This is a genomic window from Streptococcus oralis subsp. oralis, assembly GCF_002096495.1.
GTDB lineage: Bacteria > Bacillota > Bacilli > Lactobacillales > Streptococcaceae > Streptococcus > Streptococcus oralis_CU.
Map to the genome: position 1 here is coordinate 434,986 of NZ_NCUO01000012.1, position 26,603 is coordinate 461,588.

22 protein-coding genes are annotated in these 26,603 nt (G+C 41.0%); 18 read left to right on the forward strand and 4 right to left on the reverse strand.

What is annotated here, in order from left to right; genetic code table 11:
- The first annotated feature begins 6 nt into the window (after positions 1 to 6).
- Together obgE and B7717_RS09695 are read left to right on the forward strand one after the other, a co-directional pair.
- Complete coding sequence (gene obgE / locus B7717_RS07560) at positions 7 to 1,317, forward strand: GTPase ObgE (RefSeq protein ID WP_000061637.1); 1,311 nt, start codon at positions 7 to 9, stop codon at positions 1,315 to 1,317.
- Positions 1,318 to 1,326: 9 nt separating this feature from the next.
- Positions 1,327 to 1,491, forward strand: coding sequence for a hypothetical protein (locus tag B7717_RS09695; protein WP_000502576.1), 165 nt, complete (start codon positions 1,327 to 1,329; stop codon positions 1,489 to 1,491).
- A 35-nt stretch (positions 1,492 to 1,526) separates the two neighbouring features.
- Here B7717_RS09695 and B7717_RS07570 read toward each other — a convergent pair whose 3' ends face one another.
- A complete protein-coding gene (locus B7717_RS07570) occupies positions 1,527 to 1,997 on the reverse strand; it encodes an arginine repressor (RefSeq protein WP_049477502.1) in 471 nt (156 codons plus the stop codon).
- A 520-nt stretch (positions 1,998 to 2,517) separates the two neighbouring features.
- A complete protein-coding gene (locus B7717_RS07580) occupies positions 2,518 to 4,800 on the reverse strand; it encodes a Xaa-Pro dipeptidyl-peptidase (protein WP_084944482.1) in 2,283 nt (760 codons plus the stop codon).
- Positions 4,801 to 5,214: 414 nt separating this feature from the next.
- On the opposite strand from B7717_RS07580, the gene B7717_RS07585 reads away from it, so the two are divergent.
- The 9 genes from B7717_RS07585 (at position 5,215) to sdbB (ending at position 16,500) form a co-directional block, all read left to right on the forward strand.
- Entirely contained in the window at positions 5,215 to 8,316 is a 3,102-nt protein-coding gene (locus B7717_RS07585; RefSeq protein ID WP_084944483.1) for a DNA polymerase III subunit alpha, read from the forward strand.
- 80 nt (positions 8,317 to 8,396) lie between these two features.
- Positions 8,397 to 9,404, forward strand: coding sequence for a 6-phosphofructokinase (gene pfkA, locus B7717_RS07590; RefSeq protein WP_084944484.1), 1,008 nt, complete (start codon positions 8,397 to 8,399; stop codon positions 9,402 to 9,404).
- Positions 9,405 to 9,470: 66 nt separating this feature from the next.
- Positions 9,471 to 10,976 carry a pyruvate kinase gene (gene pyk / locus B7717_RS07595; protein WP_001042815.1) on the forward strand — a complete coding sequence of 502 codons (1,506 nt, stop codon included), beginning with the start codon at positions 9,471 to 9,473 and terminating at the stop codon, positions 10,974 to 10,976.
- 160 nt (positions 10,977 to 11,136) lie between these two features.
- Complete coding sequence (locus B7717_RS07600; RefSeq protein WP_084944485.1) at positions 11,137 to 12,396, forward strand: UDP-N-acetylglucosamine 1-carboxyvinyltransferase; 1,260 nt, start codon at positions 11,137 to 11,139, stop codon at positions 12,394 to 12,396.
- Between the two features lie 15 nt (positions 12,397 to 12,411).
- On the forward strand, positions 12,412 to 12,963 hold the full coding sequence (locus B7717_RS07605) for a GNAT family N-acetyltransferase (protein ID WP_001028741.1): 552 nt from the start codon (positions 12,412 to 12,414) through the stop codon (positions 12,961 to 12,963).
- Positions 12,956 to 14,233 carry a CBS-HotDog domain-containing transcription factor SpxR gene (gene spxR / locus B7717_RS07610; protein WP_000033809.1) on the forward strand — a complete coding sequence of 426 codons (1,278 nt, stop codon included), beginning with the start codon at positions 12,956 to 12,958 and terminating at the stop codon, positions 14,231 to 14,233. The genes B7717_RS07605 and spxR overlap by 8 nt, the downstream gene beginning before the upstream one ends.
- 15 nt (positions 14,234 to 14,248) lie before the next feature.
- Complete coding sequence (locus B7717_RS07615) at positions 14,249 to 15,109, forward strand: methionyl aminopeptidase (RefSeq protein WP_084944486.1); 861 nt, start codon at positions 14,249 to 14,251, stop codon at positions 15,107 to 15,109.
- 125 nt (positions 15,110 to 15,234) lie between these two features.
- Complete coding sequence (gene ccdA2 / locus B7717_RS07620; protein WP_000443810.1) at positions 15,235 to 15,942, forward strand: thiol-disulfide oxidoreductase-associated membrane protein CcdA2; 708 nt, start codon at positions 15,235 to 15,237, stop codon at positions 15,940 to 15,942.
- 12 nt (positions 15,943 to 15,954) lie between these two features.
- A complete protein-coding gene (gene sdbB, locus B7717_RS07625; RefSeq protein ID WP_000755591.1) occupies positions 15,955 to 16,500 on the forward strand; it encodes a thiol-disulfide oxidoreductase-associated lipoprotein SdbB in 546 nt (181 codons plus the stop codon).
- A gap of 29 nt (positions 16,501 to 16,529) precedes the next feature.
- On the opposite strand, the gene pbp3 is transcribed toward sdbB, so the two are convergent.
- Positions 16,530 to 17,771 carry a D-alanyl-D-alanine carboxypeptidase PBP3 gene (gene pbp3 / locus B7717_RS07630; protein ID WP_084857341.1) on the reverse strand — a complete coding sequence of 414 codons (1,242 nt, stop codon included), beginning with the start codon at positions 17,769 to 17,771 and terminating at the stop codon, positions 16,530 to 16,532.
- A 104-nt stretch (positions 17,772 to 17,875) separates the two neighbouring features.
- On the opposite strand from pbp3, the gene B7717_RS07635 reads away from it, so the two are divergent.
- From B7717_RS07635 to ffh, 5 genes are all read left to right on the forward strand, one after another.
- Positions 17,876 to 18,985, forward strand: a complete 1,110-nt coding sequence (locus B7717_RS07635) for an AI-2E family transporter (protein ID WP_000489830.1) — start codon at positions 17,876 to 17,878, stop codon at positions 18,983 to 18,985.
- Positions 18,986 to 19,220: 235 nt separating this feature from the next.
- Positions 19,221 to 20,417 (forward strand): elongation factor Tu, encoded by a 1,197-nt coding sequence (gene tuf / locus B7717_RS07640; protein ID WP_001040723.1) that lies wholly within the window; start codon positions 19,221 to 19,223, stop codon positions 20,415 to 20,417.
- A gap of 140 nt (positions 20,418 to 20,557) precedes the next feature.
- Positions 20,558 to 20,890 carry a putative DNA-binding protein gene (locus B7717_RS07645; protein ID WP_000402066.1) on the forward strand — a complete coding sequence of 111 codons (333 nt, stop codon included), beginning with the start codon at positions 20,558 to 20,560 and terminating at the stop codon, positions 20,888 to 20,890.
- Between the two features lie 2 nt (positions 20,891 to 20,892).
- Positions 20,893 to 21,108, forward strand: coding sequence for a hypothetical protein (locus tag B7717_RS09815; protein ID WP_000534887.1), 216 nt, complete (start codon positions 20,893 to 20,895; stop codon positions 21,106 to 21,108).
- A 19-nt stretch (positions 21,109 to 21,127) separates the two neighbouring features.
- A complete protein-coding gene (ffh, locus tag B7717_RS07655) occupies positions 21,128 to 22,699 on the forward strand; it encodes a signal recognition particle protein (protein ID WP_084944487.1) in 1,572 nt (523 codons plus the stop codon).
- Between the two features lie 72 nt (positions 22,700 to 22,771).
- Here the strand turns inward: ffh and guaA are convergent, their stop codons facing one another.
- On the reverse strand, positions 22,772 to 24,334 hold the full coding sequence (gene guaA, locus B7717_RS07660) for a glutamine-hydrolyzing GMP synthase (RefSeq protein WP_000065697.1): 1,563 nt from the start codon (positions 24,332 to 24,334) through the stop codon (positions 22,772 to 22,774).
- A 140-nt stretch (positions 24,335 to 24,474) separates the two neighbouring features.
- Here guaA and B7717_RS07665 point away from each other — a divergent pair, with 140 nt between their 5' ends.
- Both B7717_RS07665 and B7717_RS07670 read left to right on the forward strand, forming a co-directional pair.
- On the forward strand, positions 24,475 to 25,173 hold the full coding sequence (locus B7717_RS07665; RefSeq protein ID WP_000936182.1) for a GntR family transcriptional regulator: 699 nt from the start codon (positions 24,475 to 24,477) through the stop codon (positions 25,171 to 25,173).
- A gap of 137 nt (positions 25,174 to 25,310) precedes the next feature.
- Positions 25,311 to 26,597 carry a peptidase U32 family protein gene (locus B7717_RS07670; RefSeq protein WP_000169096.1) on the forward strand — a complete coding sequence of 429 codons (1,287 nt, stop codon included), beginning with the start codon at positions 25,311 to 25,313 and terminating at the stop codon, positions 26,595 to 26,597.
- Positions 26,598 to 26,603: the final 6 nt, after the last annotated feature.

Genomic DNA, 26,603 nt, shown 5'->3' on the forward strand with positions numbered 1-26,603 from the left:
GAAAATATGAGTATGTTTTTAGATACAGCCAAGATTAAGGTCAAGGCTGGTAATGGTGGCGATGGCATGGTTGCCTTTCGCCGTGAAAAATATGTCCCTAATGGCGGTCCTTGGGGTGGTGATGGTGGACGTGGAGGTAACGTTGTTTTCGTGGTAGACGAAGGTTTGCGTACCTTGATGGATTTCCGCTATAACCGTCATTTCAAGGCTGATTCCGGTGAAAAAGGAATGACAAAAGGAATGCACGGTCGTGGTGCAGAAGACCTTCGTGTTCGTGTGCCACAGGGAACTACTGTACGTGATGCAGAAACTGGCAAAGTCATTACAGACTTGATTGAACATGGTCAGGAATTTATCGTGGCTCATGGCGGTCGAGGTGGTCGTGGAAATATCCGTTTTGCCACTCCAAAAAATCCTGCACCTGAAATCTCTGAGAATGGAGAACCAGGTCAAGAACGTGAGTTGCAACTGGAATTGAAGATTCTAGCGGATGTCGGCTTGGTCGGTTTCCCATCTGTCGGAAAGTCAACTTTGCTTAGTGTCATCACTTCAGCTAAACCTAAAATCGGTGCTTACCACTTTACGACGATTGTCCCTAATTTGGGTATGGTTCGTACACAGTCAGGTGAATCTTTTGCAGTAGCAGACCTTCCAGGTTTGATTGAAGGGGCTAGTCAAGGTGTTGGTCTTGGAACCCAGTTTCTACGTCATATTGAACGCACTCGAGTTATCCTCCATGTCATCGATATGTCAGCTAGTGAAGGACGTGATCCTTATGAGGACTACCTTGCTATCAATAAGGAATTGGAATCCTATAACCTTCGTCTCATGGAACGTCCACAGATTATCGTGGCCAACAAGATGGATATGCCTGAAAGTCAGGAAAATCTGAAAACTTTCAAGGAAAAGTTGGCAGCAAACTACGACGAGTTTGAGGAACTTCCAGCCATCTTCCCAATTTCTGGATTGACCAAGCAAGGCTTGGCGACTCTTTTAGACGCGACAGCTGAATTGTTAGACAAGACTCCAGAATTCCCGATTTATGATGAATCCGATATGGAAGAAGAGGCTTACTATGGCTTTGACGAGGAAGAAAAAGCCTTTGAGATTAGTCGTGATGATGATGCGACATGGGTACTTTCTGGTGAAAAACTCATGAAACTCTTTAACATGACCAACTTTGACCGTGACGAATCGGTCATGAAGTTTGCTCGTCAGCTTCGTGGTATGGGGGTTGACGAAGCCCTTCGTGCACGTGGCGCCAAAGATGGCGATTTGGTCCGGATTGGTAAATTTGAATTTGAATTTGTAGACTAGGAGATTGATATGGGAGATAAACCGATATCATTCCGAGATGCAGATGGAAATTTTGTTTCTGCAGCAGATGTATGGAATGAAAAGAAACTAGAAGAATTGTTTAATCGTCTCAATCCAAAACGTGCTCTTCGATTGGCACGTACAAAGAAAGAAGATACACAGTCAAAGAAATAAAATATTCCCGTGATCTTTTGATCACGGGATTTGTTTTATTCACTAAAGAAAAATGGTGGCGCATATTTTTTAAGACTCTCAAAACAAGCTTGCGCTTTTGTAGCATCTTCACAGATAATCATGCAGACGTCATCTCCACAAAGGGTTGCAACGACATCTGGAAAAGCCAAGGAATCAATTACAGATCCAAACGATTGGGCTAAACCGGGTAAAGTTTTCAAAATAACCTGGTGTTGCACAGGACGCAGCATAACAAGAGCGTCTTCCATATAGTTTTCAAGACGTTTTTCCCACTTGGAGATAGAGCCTGTATTTAGCACATAATAAGAATTATCCTCTTCGCGCACTTTTGAAAGGTTCATGGTTTTGATATCGCGTGATAAGGTAGCCTGAGTAACTTGGATATCATTTTCCGCTAACAAAGCTTGTAATTCAGCTTGAGTATGGATTTTGTTTTTTGAAACGAGGGCGCGGATAAGTTGGTGTCTGTGTTCTGATTTGTTCATAAAGTAAGTACTCCTTTTACAAGGTACAGTAGCGTGGACTGAACGAAAATGTCAGTCGGGGTGGTAGGCGGTATTGTCACGTATGATGATTTTAAAGTCAGTAGGATAAAGAACTAGATGGAGAGATTCTCCTTCTTTTAACTTGTCACTAGTTGCGTGCAGATAAACTGGGTAGCGATCCGTTTATCTACATTGATGTTCTTTAATGACAGTGAATCATTCAATTTGGGTAGCTTTTTGTCACGGCGTTTTGTGAATTTACTCTAAATGTAATTCACAGAGATTTCCAACATGTGGTGTAGTAGCGTGTATGATAAATGGTTACACATGTTGGTTAGAGGAAGTATCTTTTGTCCAAGTTCTATCTAGGGGCTTCTAAAATGCTTTTAGATGAACTGAATTTGATACAAAGTTTATGTTTGATTCGACTGTTCAAGTGGAAAACTTTGGTTATAGGAAGTTCAATGGTCAAATTCATTGACTTTTCCTTTGAATACTTCCATATTGAAAGTCTGGTAGATTATACCTTTTGACAAGGTAGGATAAGACTAGACTGTGCTAAATCAACAGTCAACTGATAGTCTGTATTATCTCGAATTGTAATCTCAAAGTCTGTGGTGTAGAGAACCAAACGGAGAGTATCTCCTTCTTTAAGTTTGTAGATAGTTGGTTGAAGCTCTAGCTGGAAGTCCATCCATTCATTTGGTTGGATTTCTTCAATCATCAAGAGATTGGTTCGATTTTGAAGATTAAGGTAGCCTTTGGTGATGACACGTTGGGCACTTGGGTTGAATGGCAGTTCACAGAGATTTTCTAACATGTGGTAACGACCATTATCAATGGTTCTAGCATTTAAAACAGCTGGATAAGGCTGCAGATATTTCTTTTGTCCAAGTTCTAACAGTTGGGCTGATAATAAGCCCTTGTTCGTACTCGATTTGACACGAAGTTTCAGCTCCACTCGCCCATTTAAGTGAATGTCTTGACTTACTGGAAGGTCAATGGTGATTTGATTGGCTTTTCCTTGGTAAAGTTCAGTGTTGAAGGTCTGGTAAGTCTTACCATAACGATCAAAATCTTTTTGATCATACTGGTTTTGAATCACTTTTTCATCATTACCAAGAGAGAAGGTATGCAGTTCATCCTGTTTGCCAAAGTTATCAAGACCTTGCCATTTTTGCGGTGCGATATTGTCCTGCCAGATGACAGTCGGAAGTTGATAGCCTGAGTCAAGTCCTAACAATTTCTTACTTAACAAGGCATTCATGGACTCGCGGAAGTCGATCGACTGCCAGTTGTTCATATAGACATGGGCACCATGATGGAAAAAGAGGTGCTTATTGATGTGGCTAGGAAGAGCATGAAACATCTGGTAAACATGAAGAGGTTTGACGTTCCAATCCTGGGAACCATGCGTAAAGACGACCTCAGCTTGAACCTTGTGAGCATTGAGCAGATAGTTGCGGTCATGCCAAAACTGATTGTAGTCACCAGTCTTGCGATCGAGTTTCTCTTTAACCTTTTCTAAGTCCGTTTGATGAGCTTCATTGCCACGAATATAGTCACCGCCTAAGAGATTGCGGGAGTAGGTCAATTCAGCAAGTGAGTCAAAATCCTCACCTGGATAACCACCTGGGCTGGTTACCAGACCATTTTCACGATAGTAGTTGTACCAAGAGGAAATACCTGCTTCTGCGATGATCACTTCCAAACCATCAACACCAGTGGTGGCGAGACCATTAGACATGGTACCTAGATAGGAAATACCTGTTGTTGCGACTTTGCCGTTTGACCAGTCAGCCTTGATTTGGCGCTTGCGCGTGTGGTCCGTGAAAGCACGACAACGACCATTGAGCCAATCAATGACATTTTTATAAGCTTCAATCTGCTGGTAGTCACCATTGGTCATGAGACCTTGAGAATCTTTGGTTCCAACACCTGATACATAGAGAATGGCAAATCCACGTGGGAGGAAGTAGTCATTGAGTGTATATGAGCTATTGATATGAGATAGCTTTTCTTCAGCTTCTGAGACGACTTCTGCTTGACCATGAGATTCGACTAAATTCAGCTTGGGCTCCTCAAGTTCAATGGTGTGGGGCGGTTTGACCTCAAGCACCCCTTCCATTTTGTAGAGAGCCTTGTCACTGGCTTTATCGTTGGTCCCTTGGTGGTAAGGGCTGGCAGTCATGACTGAAGGAATCTGTCCATCATAACGCGGGCGAATAATGCTGACCTTGACTAAGTCAGGGAGACCGTCGTTATCAGTATCCACACGACTCTCGACATACACGACTTCACGAATGACATCATGAGTAGAGAAGGTTGCCAAGCTCTTACCGTTAAAGTAGTGGTAGTGATTGTCTTCTGAAATGAGTCCATCACTAACAAGTTGATCAATGAGCGTATTTCCTTTTTTCGTTCTCGTATTGAGTAACTGATAAAGATTTTCAATGAGATCCCCATAAACAATAGGAAAACCAGTTTCTTTACGAAACTGTTCGGCATCCTCAAAGTCAACAAGATAGCTAAATCCTAAAAGTTGAAAAACTACTGTGTAGAAAATCTCCGCAGTTAACTCACGGTCTGACTGGAAAAAGGTTACTAAATCTGTTTCTTTATCCGCAGCCAAAGTCGATAAGGCATAATCCGTGTCAGAATAAGTGAAAAAACTCCAACAAATGAAGTCTTCAAACTGTCTTTTTAAGGACAGTTGGGGTGACAGCTTTAGACCAAGACCTTCTAATTCCTCAAATCGTTGAGAACTAGTGGTTGGTTGATAGCTGAATTGATTAAAACGCATGTTTCTCTCCTTTGAAAACAGACTGGATTTATTATATCAAAAAAGAGGGAAAAATGGAATAAATAAACTTAAATGAAATAAATTTCTTAAACCAGCATATCTATTTAGTAAGTTATTATAAAATGCTGAATAAATACCATAGAAGTAAGCCTTTTTCTAGAGAATTTTATATGTAAAACTGCATATAACTCCTATCTTTATTATTCTTCGTTTGGTATAAATATATCTAAATTTACATTTAAAACTATTATATAATATTAATTTTATATTTTCTTCCTTTGAAAAATGAAGAATTTAACAGTAAGAAGAGAAGAAGTTTGGAACTGATGATATTGAAAAGAAAGTGCAGAGTTGCTTCAATATCCAGCTTAAAATGGTATAATAGTAGTAAAACGAAAGCAAGGAGGAGAAGAAATGATTGCACAGCTCGACACCAAGACTGTTTATAGTTTTATGGAAAGTGTGGTTTCGATTGAAAAATACGTACAAATGGCTAAAGAATACGGCTATTCTCACCTTGCTATTATGGATGTGGATAATCTCTATGGAGCTTATCATTTTCTAGAAGCAACTCGTAAGCATGGCATTCGACCTTTAATTGGTCTAGAAATGACCTTGGTCAAAGATGAGGAAAATATTTCTCTTCGTTTTCTAGCCCTATCCACTAAAGGTTATCAAGAGTTGATGAAGTTATCCACTTTAAAAATGACTGGACGGAAAAAATGGTCTGACTTCACCTCCCACCTCGAAGATGTGGCTATTGTTGTTCCCTATTTTAATGGGGTCGAACAGTTGGATTTTGGGGTTGATTATTTTATCGGTGTTAGTCCAGATACTCCTCAAGAAGTCTTTACCAGACCCATTCTTCCACTCTATCAAGTCAACTCTTTTGAAAAAGAAGACCTACAGGTTTTACAAATCTTGTCAGCAGTCAAGGACAATGTCAGCCTGAGAGAAGTAGATGTACATTCACAACAGGGGATTTTTTTACCTGCCTCAGATTTGGAAGCACAGTTTAAAAATCGCTTCCCTCAGGCCCTTGCCAATCTCCAAGGTCTGATAGAGAATGTAAGCTATCAAATCGACCCAAGTTTAAAACTCCCTCGCTTTAATCCTGAAAGACCAGCGGTAGAAGAGCTTCGAGCAAGAGCTGAGCAAGGCTTGAGTGACAAGGGGCTAACCTCAGCTATCTATCATGAGCGACTAAATGAGGAATTAGCTGTGATTCATGATATGGGCTTTGACGACTATTTCCTTGTAGTTTGGGATTTGCTCCGTTTTGGACGTTCCCAAGGCTACTATATGGGTATGGGGCGTGGTTCTGCTGTTGGTAGTCTGGTGGCTTACTCACTGGATATTACAGGAATTGACCCGATTGAGAAGAGCTTGATTTTCGAGCGCTTTTTAAATCGTGAGCGTTACACCATGCCCGATATCGATATCGACATTCCTGACCTCTATAGACCAGAGTTCATTCGCTATGTTCGTGATCGCTATGGTAGTCAACATGTGGCACAGATTGTTACCTATTCGACTTTTGGAGCAAAACAGGCAATTCGTGATGTTTTCAAACGTTATGGTGTCCCTGAGTACGAATTAACCAATATTACGAAAAAAATCAGTTTTCGAGATACGCTAACGACAGCCTATGAAAAGAATTTACAGTTTAGGCAGGTCATCAATAGTAAGATTGAATATCAAAAAGCTTTTGAGATTGCTCGAAAGATTGAAGGGTATCCTCGTCAGACCTCTATCCATGCAGCTGGGGTCGTTATGAGTGACCAAGACCTGACGGACTATATCCCGCTCAAATACGGTGAGGATATGCTAATCACCCAGTATGATGCACATGCAGTTGAAGCTAATGGCCTTTTAAAAATGGATTTCCTAGGTCTGCGTAACCTAACTTTCGTACAAAAAATGCAGGAATTATTGGCTGAGTCAGAAGGTATTCATCTGAGAATAGAGGATATTGATCTGGAAGACAAAGAAACTCTGGCCCTCTTTGCTGCTGGAAATACCAAGGGGATTTTCCAATTTGAACAACCTGGCGCCATTCGGCTCTTGAAACGAGTTCAGCCGCAAGTCTTTGAAGAGGTAGTAGCAACGACATCCCTCAATAGACCGGGGGCAAGTGATTATATTGATAATTTTGTCGCTCGTAAGCATGGTAAAGAAAAGGTGACGGTGTTAGACCCTGCCTTAGAAGACATCCTTTCATCAACCTATGGTATTATGCTCTATCAAGAGCAAGTCATGCAGGTAGCTCAGCGCTTTGGAGGATTCAGTCTTGGCAAAGCCGACATTCTCAGACGTGCCATGGGTAAGAAAAATGCCAAAGAGATGCATCTGATGAAGGAAGATTTTATCGCTGGTGCAGTAAAACTCGGTCATTCAGAAGAGAAAGCCAACCAAGTTTTTGTCGTGATGGAAAAGTTTGCAGGCTATGGATTTAACAGATCCCATGCTTATGCCTACTCAGCCCTTGCTTTCCAACTTGCTTATTTTAAAACCCATTATCCTGCTATTTTCTTTCAAGTCATGTTGAATTATTCGAGCAGTGATTACATTGTAGATGCTCTGCAGATGGGATTTGATGTAGCGCCTTTAGCAATCAACAGCATACCCTACCATGACAAGATTTCTCAGAAGAAAATCTATCTTGGTTTGAAAGCCATTAAGGGAATGCCAAGAGATTTGTCTTACTGGATTATTGAAAATCGTCCTTTCTCAAGCATTGAAGATTTTGTCACACGTCTTCCCAAGAATTACAAGAAACTATCGCTTTTGTCTCCTTTGGTTGAACTGGGGCTCTTTGATGACTTTGATAAAAATCGCCAGAAAATCCTAGTGAACCTACCAAACCTATTTGTTTTTGTTGAGGAGTTGGGTGGTCTCTTTGCAGATGCAAGCTATAGCTGGACTGAGGCGGATGATTTTACGGAAGCAGAGAAATTTTACAAGGAGCAGGAACTAATCGGGGTTGGTATCAGTGCTCATCCTTTACAAACACTTGCCAAACAAGCCCTTTATCCGACAACGCCCATTGCTACTCTCACTGAGGGGTGTCAAGCAACACTTCTAGTTGAAGTGCAAAAAATAAAAGTCATTCGAACTAAGAAAGGAGAGAGTATGGCCTTTCTACAGGTTCACGACAGTAAGTCTAAACTGGATGTGACTGTATTTTCAGATCAGTATCGAAAATTCGCTTCCATTTTATCTGAAGGGAAATTCTACTACATCAATGGCAAAGTTCAATCCCGAGATGGTCGTCTGCAAATGATTGCACAAGATTTGAAAGAAGCAGTGGCGGAACGATTCTGGATTCAAGTTAAAAATCATGAATACGATAAAGAGATTTCAAATATCCTAGAACAATACAAAGGCCCAATTCCTGTCATTATCAGGTATGAAGAGGAACAAAAAACGGTTGTTTCTACACAACATTTTGTAAGAAAAGATTCTGCTCTAGAGGAAAAATTAGAGGGAATTGCTATGAAAACGATTTATCGCTAAAAATACGGAAAATAGAAGAATTTTCGATTTAAATGTGGTATAATCAGTAAGAATGTTAAAAGAAAAAGGAGCATAACCAAATGAAACGTATTGCTGTTTTAACCAGTGGTGGAGACGCCCCTGGTATGAATGCTGCCATCCGTGCGGTAGTTCGCCAAGCAATCTCAGAAGGAATGGAAGTTTTTGGTATCTATGATGGATACGCAGGCATGGTTGCCGGTGAAATTTATCCACTTGATGCTGCTTCAGTAGGAGACATCATTTCACGTGGTGGTACTTTCCTTCACTCTGCTCGTTACCCTGAGTTTGCACAACTTGAAGGCCAACTTAAAGGGATTGAGCAGTTGAAAAAACACGGTATCGAAGGTGTCGTTGTTATCGGTGGTGACGGTTCTTATCACGGAGCTATGCGCTTGACTGAGCATGGATTCCCTGCTATTGGGCTTCCAGGTACAATCGATAACGATATCGTAGGTACTGATTTCACAATTGGATTTGATACTGCAGTTACGACTGCAATGGATGCGATTGATAAGATTCGTGATACATCATCAAGTCATCGTCGTACTTTCGTTGTTGAGGTAATGGGACGTAACGCTGGTGATATCGCTCTTTGGGCAGGTATCGCAACTGGTGCTGACGAAATCATCATCCCTGAAGAAGACTTCAAGATGGAAGATATCGTTGCAAGCATCAAAGCTGGTTATGAATGTGGTAAGAAACACAACATCATCGTTTTGGCTGAGGGAGTTATGTCTGCCGATGAGTTTGGTAAAAAGCTCAAGGAAGCTGGAGACACTAGTGACCTTCGTGTAACTGAACTTGGACACATCCAACGTGGTGGATCACCAACCGCTCGTGACCGTGTATTAGCATCACGCATGGGTGCACACGCTGTTAAACTCCTTAAACAAGGAATCGGTGGTGTCGCTGTTGGTATCCGTAACGAAAAAATGGTTGAAAATCCAATTCTTGGTACAGCAGAAGAAGGAGCTTTGTTTAGCTTAACTGCAGAAGGTAAGATTATTGTTAACAACCCTCATAAAGCTGATCTTGAACTTTCTGCTTTGAACAAGAGCTTGTCCTAATCAACTTTCATTAATTTGGTAACATGACCATAAAAGGTCGAATTATATAAAGGAGTCACAAAAATCATGAACAAACGTGTAAAAATCGTTGCAACTTTAGGTCCTGCGGTTGAAATCCGTGGTGGTAAAAAATTCGGTGAAGACGGATACTGGGGTGAAAAACTTGATGTTGAAGCTTCAGCTAAAAACATTGCTAAACTGATTGAAGCAGGAGCAAACACTTTCCGTTTCAACTTCTCACACGGTGACCACCAAGAACAAGGTGAGCGTATGGCAACTGTTAAACTTGCCGAAAAACTTGCAGGTAAAAAAGTTGGTTTCCTTCTTGATACTAAAGGACCTGAAATCCGTACAGAATTGTTTGAAGGTGACGCAAAAGAGTACTCTTACAAAACTGGTGAAAAAATCCGTGTTGCAACTAAACAAGGAATCAAATCAACTCGTGAAGTGATTGCTTTGAACGTTGCTGGTGCTCTTGATATCTACGATGATGTTGAAGTTGGTCGTCAAGTATTGGTTGACGATGGTAAATTGGGTCTTCGCGTTGTTGCAAAAGACGATGCAACTCGTGAGTTTGAAGTTGAAGTTGAAAACGACGGAATTATCGCTAAACAAAAAGGTGTAAACATCCCTAACACTAAAATTCCTTTCCCAGCTCTTGCTGAACGTGATAACGATGATATCCGTTTCGGTTTGGAACAAGGTATCAACTTCATCGCGATTTCATTTGTACGTACTGCGAAAGACGTTAACGAAGTTCGTGCAATCTGTGAAGAAACTGGTAATGGTCACGTTCAATTGTTTGCGAAAATCGAAAACCAACAAGGTATTGACAACTTGGATGAAATCATTGAAGCTGCTGACGGTATCATGATCGCCCGTGGTGACATGGGTATTGAAGTACCATTCGAAATGGTTCCAGTTTACCAAAAAATGATTATTACAAAAGTAAATGCAGCTGGTAAAGTCGCTATCACAGCAACAAACATGCTTGAAACTATGACTGAAAAACCACGTGCAACGCGTTCAGAAGTATCAGATGTGTTTAACGCTGTTATCGACGGAACCGACGCTACAATGCTTTCAGGTGAGTCTGCAAATGGTAAATATCCACTTGAGTCTGTTCGTACAATGGCAACAATTGACAAGAATGCTCAAACTCTTTTAAAAGAATACGGTCGCTTGTCATCTGTTAACTTGTCACGTAATTCTAAGACTGAGGTTATGGCTTCAGCTGTTAAGGATGCGACAAATTCTATGAATATCAAGTTGGTGGTTACTCTTACTAAGACAGGTCACACTGCTCGTTTGATTTCTAAATACCGTCCAGATGCTGATATCTTGGCAATCACTTTCGATGAATTGACTGAGCGTGGTTTGATGCTTAACTGGGGAGTTATTCCAGTAACCACTGATCGCCCATCAAACACTGATGATATGTTTGATCTCGCTGAAAGAATTGCAGTTGAGCAAGGTTTGGTAGAATCTGGTGATGATATTGTTATCGTTGCAGGTGTACCACTTGGCGAAGCTGTTCGTACAAACACAATGCGCATCCGCACTGTACGCTAATCTAACACAAAAACCTATCATTTCAGGCTGAAAAGCTTGAGTGATAGGTCTTTTTTTATCAAAATGAGATGGTATTTAGTAAATAGGAATGGGAAAAAACTGAAAATTATGGTATAATAGAACGAAAAGACCTTTTTAGTAAATTTTGAAAGAGTAAAACATGAGAAAAATTGTCATCAATGGTGGACGTCCATTGCAAGGTGAGATCACCATTAGTGGTGCTAAAAATAGTGTTGTAGCGCTTATTCCAGCTATTATCTTATCAGATGATATTGTCACTTTAGATTGTGTTCCAGATATTTCAGACGTTGCTAGTCTTGTCGAAATTATGGAGATTATGGGGGCGACTGTTAAGCGTTATGATGATGTCTTGGAGATTGATCCAAGAGGTGTTCAAAACATTCCTATGCCTTATGGCAAAATTAATAGCTTGCGTGCTTCTTATTATTTCTACGGAAGTCTTTTAGGTCGCTTTGGTGAAGCTACAGTTGGACTTCCTGGTGGATGTGATCTGGGACCTCGTCCGATTGACCTTCACTTAAAAGCCTTTGAAGCCATGGGTGCTAAGGTCAGCTATGAGGGAGATAATATGAATTTATCTGCCCAAGGTAAGGGGCTTCATGGCGCAAGTATTTACATGGATACCGTCAGCGTTGGAGCAACTATTAACACCATGATTGCTGCGGTTAAAGCTAAGGGACGTACTGTCATTGAAAATGCGGCTCGTGAACCGGAAATTATCGATGTTGCTACCCTTTTGAACAACATGGGGGCCCATATTCGTGGTGCAGGGACTGATATTATCATTATTGATGGTGTCGAGAAACTACATGGGACTCGTCACCAAGTAATTCCAGATCGTATCGAAGCTGGAACTTATATTTCACTTGCTGCAGCGGTAGGAAAAGGAATTCGCATTAACAACGTTCTCTATGAACATTTAGAAGGCTTTATCGCCAAACTAGAGGAAATGGGCGTTCGTATGACGGTCTCAGAAGACAGTATCTTCGTTGAAGAACAGTCTGGTTTAAAGGCCATCAATATCAAAACTGCACCCTATCCAGGGTTCGCAACCGATTTGCAACAGCCTATCACGCCACTTTTACTAACTGCGCAAGGTCGTGGAACGATTATTGATACGATTTATGAGAAACGTGTCAATCATGTCTTTGAGTTAGCAAAAATGGATGCGGATATTACGACTACAAACGATCACATTATTTACAACGGTGGTCGTAACTTACACGGGGCAAGTGTAAAAGCTACAGACTTGCGAGCTGGTGCTGCACTTGTCATCGCTGGCTTGATGGCTCAAGGCCAGACTGAAATTACGAATATTGAGTTTATCCTTCGTGGCTACTCAGATATTATTGAAAAATTGCGTAGTCTTGGAGCAGATATTACACTCGTTGAAGACTAAGCCGTTGAGGTGATTATGAATATTTGGACCAAATTAGCAATGTTTTCTTTTTTTGAAACGGAGCGCTTGTATTTGCGTCCTTTCTTTTTTAGTGACAGTCAAGCGTTTTTCGAGATTGCTTCAAACCCTGAGAATTTGCAGTTTATTTTTCCCAGTCAAGCAAATTTGGAAGAAAGTCAGTACGCACTTGCTAACTATTTTATGAAGAATCCTCTGGGTGTTTGGGCAATTTGTCTTCAAGGAAATCAGGAAATGATTGGCTCTATTAAATTTGAAAAAATCGATGAAATCAAAAAAGAAGCAGAAATTGGTTATTTCTTAAAAAAGGATTCTTGGTCACAAGGTTATATGACAGAAGTAGTTACCAAACTATGTCAGCTTTCATTTGAAGAATTTGGTTTAAAACAATTATCCATCATCACTCATCTGGAGAATCAAGCTAGTCAAAAAGTAGCCTTAAAATCGGGTTTTAGCCTCGTCCGACAGTTTAAGGGAAGCGATCGCTATACACGAAAAATGAGGGACTATCTTGAATTTCGATACATAAAAGGAGAATTCAATGAGTAAACACCAGGAAATTTTGTCCTATCTGGAAGAGTTGCCAATTGGGAAGAGAGTTAGTGTTCGCAGTATTTCCAATCACCTAGGTGTTAGTGACGGAACAGCCTACCGAGCTATTAAAGAAGCTGAAAATCGTGGCATCGTTGAAACTCGGCCACGTAGTGGAACTATACGGGTCAAGTCCCAAAAAGTGGCTATTGAGCGGCTAACCTATGCTGAAATTGCTGAAGTCACCTCCTCTGAAGTTTTAGCTGGTCAGGAAGGGTTGGAGAGAGAATTTAGCAAATTCTCCATTGGGGCTATGACAGAGCAAAATATCCTGTCCTATCTCCATGATGGTGGTCTTTTGATCGTAGGAGACCGCACTCGCATTCAACTTTTAGCGCTGGAAAATGAAAATGCGGTCCTTGTGACAGGTGGTTTTCATGTCCAGGACGATGTTCTTGAGTTGGCTAATAAAAAAGGGATTCCAGTTCTGAGGAGTAAACATGACACTTTTACAGTAGCGACCATGATTAACAAAGCCCTCTCAAATGTTCAAATCAAAACCGATATTCTGACAGTCGAAAAGCTCTATCGTCCCAGTCATGAGTATGGTTTTTTGAGAGAAACGGATACAGTCAAAGACTATCTAGACTTGGTCCGTAAGAACAGAAGTAGCCGTTTCCCAGTCATTAACCAACACCAAGTGGTTGTCGGGGTTGTTACTATGCGTGACGCAGGAGATAAATCCCCCAGCACAACGATTGACAAGGTGATGACGCGAAGTATCTTTGTAACAGGCTTAGCGACCAATATTGCCAATGTCAGTCAACGAATGATTGCAGAAGACTTTGAGATGGTTCCCGTTGTCAGAAGTAACCAAACCTTGCTTGGAGTAGTAACGAGACGAGATGTCATGGAAAAGATGAGCCGTTCTCAGGTTTCAGCTTTGCCAACTTTCTCCGAGCAAATTGGGCAAAAACTATCCTATCATCATGATGAAGTCGTCATTACTGTTGAGCCTTTCATGCTGGAGAAAAATGGTGTCCTTGCTAATGGAGTCTTGGCTGAAATCCTCAACCATATGACCCAAGACCTCGTTGTCAATAGCGGACGTAATCTCATCATTGAGCAGATGTTGATTTATTTCTTGCAGGCTGTGCAGATAGATGATACTCTGCGGATTCAGGCTCGGATTATTCACCACACGAGACGTTCAGCTATTATTGATTATGATATTTATCATGGTCATCAGATTGTTTCAAAAGCAAATGTTACGGTTAAAATTAATTAGAATCTAGGAGAAAAAATGATAACTTTAAAATCAGCACGTGAAATCGAAGCCATGGACAAGGCTGGTGATTTCCTAGCAAGTATCCATATCGGCTTACGTGATTTGATTAAGCCGGGCGTAGATATGTGGGAAGTTGAAGAGTACGTTCGTCGACGTTGTAAAGAGGAGAATTTCCTTCCTTTACAGATTGGAGTAGATGGTGCAGTCATGGATTACCCCTATGCCACTTGTTGCTCTCTCAACGACGAAGTAGCTCATGCTTTTCCACGTCATTACATCTTGAAAGATGGCGATTTGCTCAAGGTTGACATGGTACTGGGTGGTCCGATTGCCAAATCCGACCTCAATGTATCTAAACTCAACTTCAACAATGTTGAGCAAATGAAAGAATACACCCAAAGTTATACTGGTGGTTTAGCTGACTCATGTTGGGCTTATGCGGTTGGTACACCGTCTGAAGAAGTGAAAAACCTGATGGACGTGACCAAGGAAGCTATGTATAAAGGGATTGAGCAAGCAGTTGTTGGCAATCGTATCGGTGATATCGGTGCAGCCATTCAAGAATACGCTGAAAGTCGCGGTTACGGTGTCGTTCGTGATTTGGTTGGTCATGGTGTTGGTCCAACTATGCACGAGGAGCCAATGGTTCCTAACTACGGTATTGCAGGGCGTGGACTCCGTCTCCGTGAAGGAATGGTACTAACTATTGAACCCATGATCAATACTGGTGACTGGGAAATTGATACAGATATGAAGACTGGCTGGGCTCATAAGACTATAGATGGCGGCCTGTCTTGCCAATATGAACACCAGTTCGTGATTACCAAAGACGGTCCAGTTATCTTGACTAGTCAAGGTGAAGAAGGAACGTATTAAAAAAAGGAGCTTAGCTCCTTTTTTTGTGTCAAATTTTATCAAAATAAATAAGCGTAGCAGACTTCTTACAAATTTATTCTTTTGTAGTAAAATAGGATTAGAATTTTGAGAAAGTAGGTAATTCGTTGGAGTCGATTATATTTCTAGTATCCGTTTTTTTAGCTGGTATCCTGTCCTTCTTTTCACCCTGCATCTTTCCTTTGCTACCTGTCTATGCTGGTATTTTACTGGATGATCAGGGAAATTCGAAAAGCTTTCGCTTTTTTGGAAGAGACGTTGCATGGTCTGGTTTAATTCGAACCTTGTGCTTTATTGCAGGAATCTCCCTTATTTTCTTTATTTTAGGATTTGGAGCTGGATTCCTAGGGCACATGCTCTATGCAGACTGGTTTCGTTATGCTATGGGAATAGTCATTATTCTTTTAGGGCTTCACCAGATGGAAATCTTGCATTTCAATAAACTGGAGATTCAAAAGACAGTCACCTTCAAACAATCCAAGTCTAATCACTATCTGTCAGCCTTTTTACTTGGGATAACCTTTAGTTTTGGTTGGACCCCTTGTATCGGACCGGTTTTAAGTTCGGTCTTGGCTCTTGCAGCTTCAGGAGGCAATGGTGCTTGGCAAGGAGCCGTGTTAACATTAGTATATACATTGGGAATGGCCCTTCCTTTCATTGTTTTGGCCTTGGCTTCGGGCTGGATCATGCCCTATTTTAGTAAATTAAAACCCCATATGATCCTACTAAAAAAAATCGGGGGAGCTTTGATTATTTTGATGGGATTATTATTAATGCTAGGGCAGTTAAATGCCTTGTCAGGAATTCTTGGATAAAAGGAGAAAAATATGAAAAAAGTTATTTTTGCTGGATTGAGCCTCATGTCTCTATTTTTGTTGATTGCTTGTGGTGAAAAAGAAACCAAACAGACAAGCAGTCCAAAACAACCTGCTGTACAACAAATCGCAGTCGGTAAGGATGCTCCAGACTTCACCTTGCAGTCTATGGATGGCAAAGAAGTGAAGTTATCAGACTATAAAGGGAAAAAGGTTTATTTGAAATTCTGGGCTTCTTGGTGTGGACCATGTAAAAAAAGCATGCCTGAGTTGATGGAACTAGCTGCCAAACAAGATCGAGACTTTGAAATCTTGAGTGTCATTGCACCTGGTCTCCAAGGTGAAAAAACAGTTCAAGACTTTCCAAAATGGTACCAAGAACAAGGCTACAAGGATATTCCAGTTCTATATGATACGCAAGCAACTACCTTCCAAGCCTACCAAATTCGTAGTATTCCAACAGAATACTTGATTGACAGTCAAGGTAAAATCGGAAAAATCCAATTTGGTGCTATTAGCAACGCTGATGCAGAAGCGGCTTTTAAAGAAATGAAATAAAGAAAAAATCGCGAAGAATCGCGATTTTTTTATAATTTTTCATTGATAAAGCGGATGAATTGGTTCCACCAAACCTTCAAAAAGAAGGCTTTTTCTACTTTCTTTTCAGAAACCATTTCAAAAGATGGTTTGTCGGAAGTGAGATAGCCCTGACCGACCAAATCCTGATCATCATAGGTTAGAGTACCAACAACCTTGCCTTCTTCCAATGGAGCCATTTCTGATGTTGATTTCGGTGTGAATTGGAGAGTAGGTGTAGTACCGCTTCCGATGCGTTGGACGATGGAAATGTCTGACTTAGCGACAGCTGTCACATTATCTTCCTTACCATCAAGAACTGTTACTTTACTATCGTTGTATGCTTCACCTTTCTGAACAACAGTTTTTAAGGCAAAGTTTGCAGAAATATAATCTAAAAGTGCAGAAGTAGCAGTAAAACGTGCATAAGGGTTGGTATCTTGTTGATCTGCATTCAAAACAACCGTAATAATACGCATCCCTTTCTCAACAGTTGTTCCAACGAATGAAGCACCAGCTTTATCAGTAGTACCTGTCTTTAGTCCATCAATACCACCACGATAGGCAGGCATTCCCTCCAACATATAGTTGGTTGAGTGGATTTCAAGTCCTGCAAATGTAGAAGTTGGTTTTTTGGTGATTTCCAAAACTTGAGGATAATCTCGGATGAGGTTACGAGCGACGATTGCAACGTCGTAGGCACTCAACTTGTTTTCATCGTCTTTTTTAGAACCAGGATAGATATTATCGCCAAGTGTCTCATTATTTAAACCAGTTGTGTTTACAATAGTTGCATCTTGAATTCCCCATTCAAGAAGTTTAGCCCTCATTTTGTCTACAAAGTCTTTCTCAGAACCAGCAATCTTTTCTGCTAGTGCAATCGCAGCGCTGTTCGCGCTGGATACCATTGTAGCCTCTAATAGCTGTTCAACAGTATAATTTCGGGCTTCCATAGGGACGTTACTCGCCTCAGAATTAGTTGTAAGTTTGTAAGGATAGTCCGAAATATCAACAGGTGTAGATAGGCTGATAGTTCCTTGTTCCAGAGCTTCATAGACCAGATAAACTGTAACTAGTTTTGTAATAGAAGCAATTTCTACAGGCTGATTTGCATCTTTTTCATAGAGGATTTTTCCAGTTGTAGCCTCGACAGCAATAGCATGTTTAGCAGCAACATCAAACTCCTGAGCAGAAACAGTAGAAGCTGTTCCAAAAACTAAAAGTGTCATAAAAGATAAAATTATTTTTTTCATATTAACTTTATTTTATCATAAAGAAAAAAAATATTCTCGCTTTTTTACTAAAGCCATCTTATCTTTTTCAGAAATGTGGTAAAATAGAGAGAAGGAGGATACCTATGTTCCGTAGAAACAAATTATTTTTTTGGACAGCTGAAATTTTATTATTAACACTGATTTTCTATCTTTGGAGAGAAATGGGGGCCATCATTACTCCCTTCGTGACGGTTGTGAATACCATCATGATTCCATTTTTGCTTGGTGGATTTTTTTACTACATTACAAATCCAGTCGTTACTTTCTTAGAAAAGAGATGTAAGATCAATCGTCTAATTGGTGTCTTGGTCACTCTTTGTGCCTTAATTGGTGCTATCGTTGTGGGGGTCGTTTATCTCTTGCCGATTTTGATTAATCAGTTGACCAGCTTGATTATTTCTAGTCAAAACATCTATAGTAGACTACAAGATTTGATCATTGATTTGTCCATGAATCCAGTCTTCCAAAATATTGATATTCAACAAACTATTCAACAACTGAATCTCTCCTATGTGGATATCCTCCAGAATATCCTAAATAGCGTCAGCAACAGTTTAGGAAGCGTTCTTTCAGCTTTGTTTAGTACGGTTCTGATTCTCATTATGACCCCTGTATTCTTGATTTATTTCTTGTTGGATGGTCATAAGTTGCTACCAATGTTGGAACGTACCGTCTTAAAACATGACAAATTGAATCTTTCTAGCCTTTTAACCAATCTCAATACAACCATAGCGCGCTATATCAGTGGAATTGCGATTGATGCGGTTATTATTGGATGTTTAGCCTATATTGGCTATAGCGTTATCGGATTAAAGTACGCCCTAGTTTTTGCTATTTTCTCTGGAATCGCAAATTTGATTCCTTATGTTGGTCCAAGTATTGGCTTAATTCCAATGGTGATTGCCAATGTGTTCACGGATCCTCATCGTATGTTGATTGCGGTTGCTTATATGCTTATTATTCAGCAGATTGATGGAAATGTTCTCTATCCACGCATCGTTGGAGGAGTTATGAAAGTGCATCCGATTACGATCTTGGTGCTCCTTTTACTGTCAAGTAATATCTACGGTGTCATAGGGATGGTCGTAGCAGTACCTACTTACTCCATTTTTAAAGAAATTACTAAGTTCCTAGCGAAATTATATGAAAACCATAAAGAAGCTAAGGAACTGGAAAAAACAGAATCAAATTAAAATCAGGGAAACCTGATTTTTTTGATGAAAAGACTATCGCCCAAACAAAATAAGTTTGAATTCATATTGCCATAAAGAAGCAGAAGAACAGGATTTGATAAGATTTAGATTAATTGACAAAATATGTGTAAAACACTTGCAATTTAGCAGAAATTTGATAAAATAGTAAGGAAAGTTAGACTGTATTGCCTACTGTCTATCTATAAAATATATTTTATTGGAGGCTTTTACTCAAATGGCAAAAGAAAAATACGATCGTAGTAAACCACACGTTAACATTGGTACTATCGGACACGTTGACCACGGTAAAACTACCCTAACTGCAGCTATCACAACTGTTTTGGCACGTCGCTTGCCTTCATCAGTTAACCAACCTAAAGACTATGCGTCTATCGATGCTGCTCCAGAAGAACGCGAACGCGGTATCACTATCAACACTGCGCACGTTGAGTACGAAACTGAAAAACGTCACTACGCTCACATCGACGCTCCAGGACACGCGGACTACGTTAAAAACATGATCACTGGTGCTGCCCAAATGGATGGAGCTATCCTTGTAGTAGCTTCAACTGACGGACCAATGCCACAAACTCGTGAGCACATCCTTCTTTCACGTCAGGTTGGTGTTAAACACCTTATCGTCTTCATGAACAAGATCGACTTGGTTGACGACGAAGAATTGCTTGAATTGGTTGAAATGGAAATCCGTGACCTTCTTTCAGAATACGACTTCCCAGGTGACGATCTTCCAGTTATCCAAGGTTCAGCTCTTAAAGCTCTTGAAGGTGACTCTAAATACGAAGACATCATCATGGAATTGATGAACACTGTTGATGAGTACATTCCAGAACCAGAACGTGACACTGACAAACCATTGCTTCTTCCAGTCGAAGATGTATTCTCAATCACTGGACGTGGTACAGTTGCTTCAGGACGTATCGACCGTGGTACTGTTCGTGTCAACGACGAAATCGAAATCGTTGGTATCAAAGAAGAAACTTCAAAAGCAGTTGTTACTGGTGTTGAAATGTTCCGTAAACAACTTGACGAAGGTCTTGCCGGAGATAACGTAGGTGTCCTTCTTCGTGGTGTTCAACGTGATGAAATCGAACGTGGACAAGTTATCGCTAAACCAGGTTCAATCAACCCACACACTAAATTTAAAGGTGAAGTCTACATCCTTACTAAAGAAGAAGGTGGACGTCACACTCCATTCTTCAACAACTACCGTCCACAATTCTACTTCCGTACTACTGACGTTACAGGTTCAATCGAACTTCCAGCAGGTACTGAAATGGTAATGCCTGGTGATAACGTGACTATCGACGTTGAGTTGATCCACCCAATCGCCGTAGAACAAGGTACTACATTCTCTATCCGTGAGGGTGGACGTACTGTTGGTTCAGGTATGGTTACAGAAATCGAAGCTTAATTCGATTAAGTTCCCAGAAGAACAATTATTTAAGTCAGACACTAAAAGAATCTTGCCTTGCAAGGTTCTTTTTTCTTCTTACTCTATTTGAAGTGCTTCCACTCTAGCAGTATAATCGTTTTTTTGGTATAATAAAAGTTATGGAAATCGAAAAAACCAATCGTATGAACGCCCTTTTTGAATTTTATGCGGCGCTTTTGACAGACAAGCAGATGAACTATATTGAACTCTATTATGCTGATGATTATAGTCTTGCTGAGATTGCTGAAGAGTTCGGTGTCAGTCGTCAGGCTGTCTATGATAATATCAAGCGGACGGAAAAGATTCTAGAAGATTATGAGATGAAACTGCACATGTATTCGGACTACATTGTCCGCAGTCAGATTTTTGACCAGATCTTGGAGCGTTATCCCAAGGATGACTTTCTGCAGGAGCAGATAGAAATTTTAACAAGTATTGATAATAGAGAATAAGTATGGGGAGTATAGTCATCTACAAAGGTATACCCTGTAAACTATTAGCTGCTGAGACTCCTTTTCCCACAAGGCTACAAATCCTCTCGTCTGATTCTATCTTTCGAGCTCTTCAAGAGGGATTTAGCTGTTGGGGATATCCAAATGAGATAATGAAAGAAGTCACTCCAGAAGAACTTGTTTGTTTACAAGATTTTGGACGTTTTCCACCGAATTAATGAAACATAGGAGAAAAAAATGGCATTTGAAAGTTTAACAGAACGTTTACAGAACGTCTTTAAAAATCTACGTAAAAAAGGAAAAATATCTGAGGCTGATGTCCAGGAAGCAACCAAAGAGATTCGTTTGGCCTTGCTGGAAGCCGACGTTGCTTTGCCTGTTGTAAAGGACTTTATCAAGAAGGTTCGTGAACGTGCAGTCGGACACGAGATCATTGATACCCTCAATCCAGCCCAACAGATTATCAAAATCGTTGATGAGGAATTGACAGCTGTTTTAGGTTCCGATACGGCAGAAATTATCAAGTCACCAAAAATTCCAACCATTATCATGATGGTCGGTTTGCAAGGGGCTGGTAAAACGACTTTTGCTGGTAAGCTGGCTAATAAACTCAAGAAGGAAGAAAATGCTCGTCCTTTGATGATTGCGGCAGATATTTATCGTCCAGCAGCCATCGATCAGCTGAAAACACTTGGACAACAAATCGATGTTCCTGTCTTTGCACTTGGAACAGAAGTGCCTGCTGTTGAAATTGTTCGCCAAGGTTTGGAGCAAGCGCAGGCCAATCACAACGACTATGTCTTGATCGATACGGCAGGGCGTTTACAAATCGATGAACTTCTTATGAATGAGCTTCGTGATGTTAAAGCACTGGCTCAACCAAACGAAATCCTCCTTGTCATTGATGCCATGATCGGTCAGGAAGCGGCTAATGTTGCCCGTGAGTTTAATGCTCAGTTGGAAGTAACTGGTGTCATCCTTACCAAGATTGATGGGGATACTCGTGGTGGTGCAGCTTTGTCTGTTCGTCACATCACTGGAAAACCTATCAAGTTCACTGGTACGGGTGAAAAGATAACAGATATCGAAACCTTCCACCCAGACCGTACGTCAAGCCGTATCCTTGGTATGGGGGATATGCTCACTTTGATTGAGAAAGCTTCTCAGGAATACGATGAGCAAAAAGCTCTTGAAATGGCTGAGAAAATGCGCGAAAACACCTTTGATTTCAATGATTTCATTGATCAATTGGATCAGGTGCAAAATATGGGGCTAATGGAAGACTTACTCAAGATGATTCCAGGTATGGCTAACAATCCTGCCCTTCAAAATATGAAGGTGGATGAGCGCCAGATTGCGCGCAAACGTGCCATTGTGTCTTCTATGACACCTGAAGAACGCGAAAACCCTGATCTGTTAAATCCAAGTCGTCGCCGTCGTATCGCTGCTGGTTCTGGAAATACCTTTGTCGAAGTCAATAAATTTATCAAGGACTTTAACCAGGCCAAACAGCTCATGCAAGGTGTCATGTCTGGGGATATGAACAAGATGATGAAGCAGATGGGAATCAACCCAAATAACCTTCCAAAAAATATGCCAAATATGGGAGGGATGGATATGTCTGCCCTTGAAGGCATGATGGGACAAGGTGGAATGCCGGATATGTCAGCTCTTGGAGGAGCAGGCATGCCAGATATGAGCCAGATGTTTGGTGGCGGACTCAAAGGTAAAATCGGTGAATTTGCCATGAAACAGTCTATGAAACGCATGGCTAACAAAATGAAAAAAGCTAAGAAAAAACGCAAATAAAAAAGGAAAGCAGAAGTGCTACCTAAAAAAGAACTCTGAATCCGATTCAGAGTTCTTTTGTGTTTGATTGGTTTATTCCCACTCCACAGTTGCAGGTGGTTTACTTGTAATGTCGTAGACGATACGGTTAACGTGATCTACTTCATTTACGATACGTACAGAGATTTTTTGAAGGACTTCCCAAGGAATCTTGGCAAAGTCAGCTGTCATACCATCGATAGAAGTGATCGCACGAATGGCGATGGTGTAGTCGTAAGTACGACCATCACCCATAACACCGACTGAACGAACGCCTGTGTTGACAGTGAAGTATTGCCAAATATCACGATCAAGACCAGCTTTAGCGATTTCTTCACGTAGGATAGCATCAGACTCACGAACAGTTTCTAGTTTTTCCTCAGTGATTTCACCCATGACACGGATAGCGAGTCCTGGTCCTGGGAATGGTTGGCGCCATACGATGTGGTCTGGCATACCAAGCTCTGTACCGAGGGCACGGACTTCGTCTTTATAAAGAGTGTTCAATGGCTCAATCAATTCAAACTGCATGTCTTCTGGAAGACCACCAACATTGTGGTGTGATTTGATGGTTTGAGCAGTATCTGTACCAGACTCAATCACGTCAGTGTAAAGCGTTCCCTGAGCAAGGAATTTTACATCTTTTAGCTTACTAGCTTCGTCATCAAAGACATAAACAAACTCGTTTCCGATGATTTTACGTTTTTGCTCAGGATCAGAAACACCTGCAAGTTTATCAAGGAATCGTTTAGCAGCGTCTGCTTTAACGATATTCAAACCAAACTTACCACCAAGCATGTCCATAACTTGGTCAGCCTCTCCCTTACGGAGAAGACCGTGGTCTACAAAGATACAGATCAATTGATCGCCGATTGCTTTCTGGAGAAGAACGCCAACAACAGAAGAGTCAACACCACCTGATAGGCCGAGAAGAACACGCTTGTCACCTACAGTTTCACGGATTTTTTTGATCTGCATATCGATGAAGTTGTCCATTGACCAGTCGCCTTTAGCCTGACAGATGTTAAGGGCAAAGTTGCGAAGGATATCATTCCCGTATACAGAATGGCGAACTTCTGGGTGGAATTGGATACCATAGATGTGCTTGTCAGGGTTTTCAATAGCTGCATAAGGACAGTCAGCAGAAGTTCCAGTACGAACAAAATCAGCTGGAATCTCTGTAACAGCATCGCCATGGCTCATCAAAACAATCTGTTCTTCAGGAGTCCCTTCAAAGAGGGCAGAAGTGGTATGGGTAAGTGGTGATTGGCCATACTCTCGGTTACCAGCATCACCTGCAGGGACAACTTTTCCTCCAAGTTTATGAGTTAAAAGTTGCATACCATAGCATATTCCTAAAATTGGAATGCCAAGTTCAAAAATTTCTGGGTCAATATCAAATGAACCATCTTCGTATACAGAGTTTGGTCCACCAGAGAGGATGATCCCTACAGGGTTAATCGCACGAACCTCTGCGGCTGAGATTTTATGACTTTTTAACTCTGAAAAAACACCAATTTCACGAATACGACGTGAAATCAGCTGGTTGTATTGGCTACCATAGTCCAGCACGATGATTTTTTCGACATCTTGCAAGTCAGTTGAAATGTTGCTCATCTTTTTCCTTTCTCAAAAGAAATATCTTTTTCAATATTCTATCACAAATAGGGGCGAATTACCAACTAAACAAGGCAAAGTTTGACTTTTTCTTAGCAAATACGGTACAATGGAGAAAATAAAGAAAAGAAGTGAGAATCATGTTACCAGCTTATATGAAAATCCACGATCAGATCAAGAAGGATATAGATGAGCATCATTGGAAAATCGGAGAGAGACTTCCAAGTGAGCGAGATTTAGCTGAACAGTTTCAAGTTAGCCGGATGACATTACGTCAGGCTATCTCTCTCTTGGTTGAGGAAGGAGTTTTGGAGCGTCGTGTAGGAAGTGGAACCTTTGTCTCTAGCACTCGTGTCCAAGAAAAAATGCGGGGTACAACCAGTTTTACGGAGATTGTCAAATCTCAGGGGAAAGTTCCTTCTAGTCAACTCATTTCTTACAGAAGAACCATTCCAAATGAGCAAGAGGTCGCTAATCTAGGGATTGCTCCGACAGAGAATATTATCCGCATGGAACGGGTGCGTTACGCTGACCAAGTTCCACTAGTCTATGAAGTCGCATCTATTCCTGAGAAATTTATTAAGGATTTCAAAAAAGAAGAAATCACCAGTCATTTCTTCCATACCTTGCAGCAACATGGCTATCGGATTGGCAAATCCCAACAGACCATTTATGCGAGATTGGCTAAGGAAAAAATTGCTCACTATCTAGAAGTTGAAAAAGGGCATGCCATTTTAGCCTTGACTCAGGTCTCTTATCTTGAAGATGGGACGGCTTTCGAGTATGTAAAGAGTCAATACGTGGGCGAACGCTTTGAATTTTATCTTGAAAATAACTAGTCTAGAAAGGCTAGTTTTTTGTTTTCTTAAAAGATTAGAATTGTCAAAACAATCTGTCTAGGCTTGATTTTATTGCTTATTTACTATAAAATGAGAAGGAAAAACGTCAAACTTTTATATTGCAAATAGGAGAAGAAATGACAAAAACATTAAAACGTCCTGAGGTTTTATCACCTGCAGGGACTTTAGAGAAGCTGAAAGTAGCTGTTCAATATGGTGCGGACGCAGTCTTCATCGGTGGACAGGCCTATGGTCTTCGTAGCCGTGCAGGAAACTTCACCTTTGAACAGATGGAAGAAGGCGTGCAGTTTGCTGCTAAGTACGGTGCCAAGGTCTATGTGGCTGCTAACATGGTTATGCACGAAGGAAACGAAGCTGGTGCTGGAGAATGGTTCCGTAAGTTGCGTGACATCGGGATTGCCGCAGTTATCGTGTCAGATCCAGCCTTGATTATGATTGCAGCAACCGAAGCACCAGGTCTTGAAATCCACCTTTCAACCCAAGCTAGTGCGACCAACTATGAAACTTTAGAGTTCTGGAAAGAACTTGGTCTAACTCGCGTGGTTTTGGCCCGTGAAGTTTCAATGGAAGAATTGGCAGAGATTCGCAAACGTACTGATGTAGAAATTGAAGCCTTTGTCCATGGAGCCATGTGTATTTCTTACTCAGGTCGCTGTACGTTATCAAACCACATGAGTATGCGTGATGCCAACCGTGGGGGCTGTTCTCAGTCTTGTCGTTGGAAATACGATCTTTATGACATGCCTTTTGGTCAAGAACGTAAGAGTCTGAAAGGTGAAATTCCAGAAGAATTTTCGATGTCAGCCGTTGACATGTCCATGATTGACCATATTCCAGATATGATCGAAAACGGTGTAGACAGTCTCAAGATTGAAGGTCGTATGAAGTCGATCCACTATGTTTCAACTGTGACCAACTGTTACAAGGCGGCTGTAGATGCTTATCTCGAAAGTCCCGAGAAATTTGAAGCCATCAAACAGGACTTGGTAGACGAGATGTGGAAGGTTGCCCAACGTGAATTGGCAACAGGTTTCTACTACGGTACACCGTCTGAAAACGAACAGTTGTTTGGCGCTCGTCGTAAAATTCCTGAATACAAGTTTGTCGCTGAAGTGGTTTCGTATGATGATGCGACTCAAACGGCAACCATTCGTCAACGGAATGTTATCAATGAAGGAGACCAAGTTGAGTTTTACGGACCAGGTTTCCGACATTTTGAAACTTATATCGAAGATCTTCATGATGCCAAGGGCAATAAAATAGACCGTGCTCCAAATCCAATGGAACTCTTGACAATCAAGGTTCCACAACCTGTTCAAGCAGGGGATATGGTCCGCGCTCTCAAGGAAGGGCTCATCAACCTCTATAAGGAAGACGGGACAAGTGTTACAGTTCGTGCCTAGATAAGG